General features: G+C 59.6%; 2 protein-coding genes and 1 pseudogene. All 3 read right to left on the reverse strand.

Annotation, left to right across the window (positions count from 1 at the left end):
- Positions 1 to 211, reverse strand: a pseudogene (locus M0974_RS15585) (aldehyde dehydrogenase (NADP(+))); the annotation flags it as partial.
- 129 nt (positions 212 to 340) lie between these two features.
- The gene (locus M0974_RS15590; protein WP_297838414.1) at positions 341 to 1,897 is read right to left on the reverse strand and encodes a UxaA family hydrolase; all 1,557 of its coding nucleotides are present in this window, start codon (positions 1,895 to 1,897) and stop codon (positions 341 to 343) included.
- A 45-nt stretch (positions 1,898 to 1,942) separates the two neighbouring features.
- Positions 1,943 to 3,223 carry an MFS transporter gene (locus M0974_RS15595; protein WP_297838417.1) on the reverse strand — a complete coding sequence of 427 codons (1,281 nt, stop codon included), beginning with the start codon at positions 3,221 to 3,223 and terminating at the stop codon, positions 1,943 to 1,945.
- Positions 3,224 to 3,232: the final 9 nt, after the last annotated feature.

Below are 3,232 nucleotides of genomic sequence, written 5' to 3' on the forward strand. Positions count from 1 at the left end.
GAAACTCAGCGCGTCGGGCTGCTGGCAAATTGCGATAAATCGGGTAGGCGGCGCTGGCTGCTTTTGCTGCCGCATCGACCTCGTCCTGAGTGGCCTGGATGAACACGCCCGGCAGCGCTTCGCCTGTTGTCGCATCGAAACTTTGCAGCTTTACGCTACCTGCGCCGACGCGCTGACCGCCAATGTAGCTTTGACCGAGAATCTGAGTCATGTCAGGGTTCCTGAGAAAATGATTAAGGAAGTAGCGAGGCTCGACGCCATTGAAATGAAGAGGCTCCGCATCGTACTGGACGAGGGGAGCCGGGGCGCCGAAGTGAGTGAAGTCCTTAAATGAAAGGTCTTAAGTGATCGCGCCGATCTGCCACGGCACGAACTCGTTCTGGCCGTAGCCATGCTGCTCGCTTTTGCTTTTATCGCCCGAGGCGATGCGCAGCATCATGCGAAAAATGTATTCACCGCGTTCCTCGATGGTCATCGTGCCATCGGCAATGCCGCCGCAGTTAACGTCCATGTCTTCCTCTTGGGTTTCCCACAGGCGGTTGTTGGTGGCGAGTTTGATGGACGGCGAGGGCGCACACCCGTAGGCCGAACCACGACCCGTGGTGAACGCAATAAGGTTGGCCCCGCCGGCCACCTGGCCGGTTGCAGAGATCGGGTCGTAGCCTGGGGTGTCCATGAACACCAAGCCGTGGGCTCTGACTGTTTCGGCGTATTCGTAGACATCGACCAGATCGGTGGAGCCAGCTTTGGCCACCGCGCCCAGTGATTTCTCAAGAATAGTGGTCAATCCACCTGCCTTGTTGCCCGCCGAAGGGTTGTTGTTCAGCTCGGCATCCATGCGCTTGCAATAGGCTTCCCACCAGTGAATACGCGCAATCAGTTTTTCACCGACGTGCTGACTGACGGCGCGACGGGTCAGTAAGTGTTCGGCACCGTAAATTTCCGGCGTTTCAGAAAGAATGGCGGTGCCACCGGCCGCGACCAGACGGTCTACCGCATTGCCCAGCGCCGGGTTGGCGGTGATGCCCGAGTAACCGTCCGAGCCGCCGCATTGCAGGCCGATGATCAGGTGTTTGGCGCTGACCGGTTCACGCTTGACCTTGTTGGCTTGTGCCAACAGTGACTTCACCTGTGCGATGCCACTGGCGATAGTTTTAGACGTGCCGCCCGTGCCCTGAATGGTGAATGCGCGCAGTGAGTCGCTGCTTTTCAGGCCCTGAGCCGCCAGTAGGTCGGGAATCTGATTGGTCTCGCAACCCAGTCCGATCAACAGTACCGAGGCAAAGTTGGGGTGAACGGCATAGCCGCCCAGGGTTCTGCGCAGCATGGCCAGCGCTTCGCCGTTAGGGTCGACCGCACAGCCGAAGCCATGGGTGAGTGCCACGACACCGTCGACGTTGGGGTATTCGATCAGCGCTTCTGGGTGAATGTCGCGGCGAAAGTAGTCTGCGATGGCGCGCGCCACGGTGGCCGAGCAATTGACCGATGTCAGAATGCCAATGTAGTTACGTGTGGCCACACGACCGTCGGCGCGTACGATGCCCATGAACGTTTCCGCTGTCGGCGCGGGGCTGCCTTTGGCATCGACACCGAACGCGTAATCCCGGGCGAAATCGCCCATCGCCACGTTGTGTACGTGCACATGTTGCCCCGCCTCGATCGGCTGACTGGCGAAGCCGATGATCTGGCCGTAGCGGCGTACCGGTTGACCCACGTCGATATGACGCGCAGCGACCTTGTGGCCGGAGGGCACCGGCTCAAGCACCTGGATGCCTTCGGCGTTCAGCTCCAGGCCTTTGGTGAGCGGTTGCCGGGCGATCAATACATCGTCCAGCGGGTTGAGTCTGATCACGGCATTGGCAGCGATTTCACTGCCTGTTGTCGCTATGAGTTGCATGACGGTTACCTCGGCTTGTCAGGTAGCGCAATGGAGTCGGGCGGTTTAAGCCAATCCACGTTCGCGATAATCAATCAGGCTGGAGAACAGCATCAGTCCGAATGCCATGACGACGAAGAAGATCAGCGCCAGGAAGTAGGAACCGGTGAACTGCACGATCAAGCCAATCAGGATCGGCACGATGACCCCGACCATGTTGCCGCATAAGTTCATGCTGCCGCCCAGCACACCGGCTTTCGATTTGCCGCCCAGGATCGCTGGCAGGCACCAGTACATGCCGCACCAACGGATAAAGAACAGAGCCACACAGAGCAGCGCAATCACGCGCGTGGCATCAGGGGTATAGGCCACCAGCAGGATGCACACCGCAGCGACAGCCGCCGAGCCGCCAAACATGCTGCGCATGACCTTGTTGGGTTCGCCGCCCGCAGCCTTCCACTTGTCGGCGAGCCAGCCACCGACCAGTTCGCCGATGAACCCGCACATGAAGATCAAGAACGTGGCACCGCCCATGGCCTTGATGTCGAGGTTATGCGCCTGATGCAGATAGCTTGGCATCCAGGTCAGCAAGCCATAGAACACGCTGTTGTAGCAGGCATACCCGGCAAACATGGCCAATACAGAACGGCTTCGGAGCAGTTCTTTCATGACCGCCTTGCCACTGCCGTTGGCCTTGGTCGCAGCATTGTTGGCGTCGGTGATGTAGGCCAGTTCTGCGCTGTTGACCTTGGGATGCTCGGAGGGGTGGTTACGGATGTACCACCAGGCCCATATGCCGACCAGCATGGTGCCCACACCTGCGACGAAAAACGCGATGCGCCAGGAGTCGAACCAGGTGATCAGGCCGGTGATGATAATGGCGCCGAATGCCGTGCCCAAAGGGGCGCCGCCGTCTACTAGCGTTGCACCGCGACCCCGTTCGTTAGGTGTGAGCCACGCGCCGTTGAGCTTGGCCCCGGCCGGCATGATCGGCGACTCTGCGACGCCCAGGCCAACGCGGGTCAGCAGCAGCATCATCCAGCTGTGAGCACCGCCAGCGACTGCCTGAAATGCGCCCCAGCCGATGGTGGCAACACCAATGATATTACGCACCTGAAAACGGTCCAGCAGCATACCGCTGGGGATCTGCATCAAGGCGTACGACCAGAAAAACGCACTGAGCATCAGGCCTTCAAGCGCCGGTGTCATCTTGAACTCAGTAGATATGAGTGGCAGCGCCACCGAGAGTGATGCGCGATCAATGTAGTTGATGGCCGACAGCAGCAGCAAAATCAGGAAGATTTTCCAGCGTACGGTCGTCGGGCGTGAAGCATCCGTCAGGGGCACGGCGGCAAC

The organism is Pseudomonas sp. (genome assembly GCF_026224925.1).
GTDB lineage: Bacteria > Pseudomonadota > Gammaproteobacteria > Pseudomonadales > Pseudomonadaceae > Aquipseudomonas.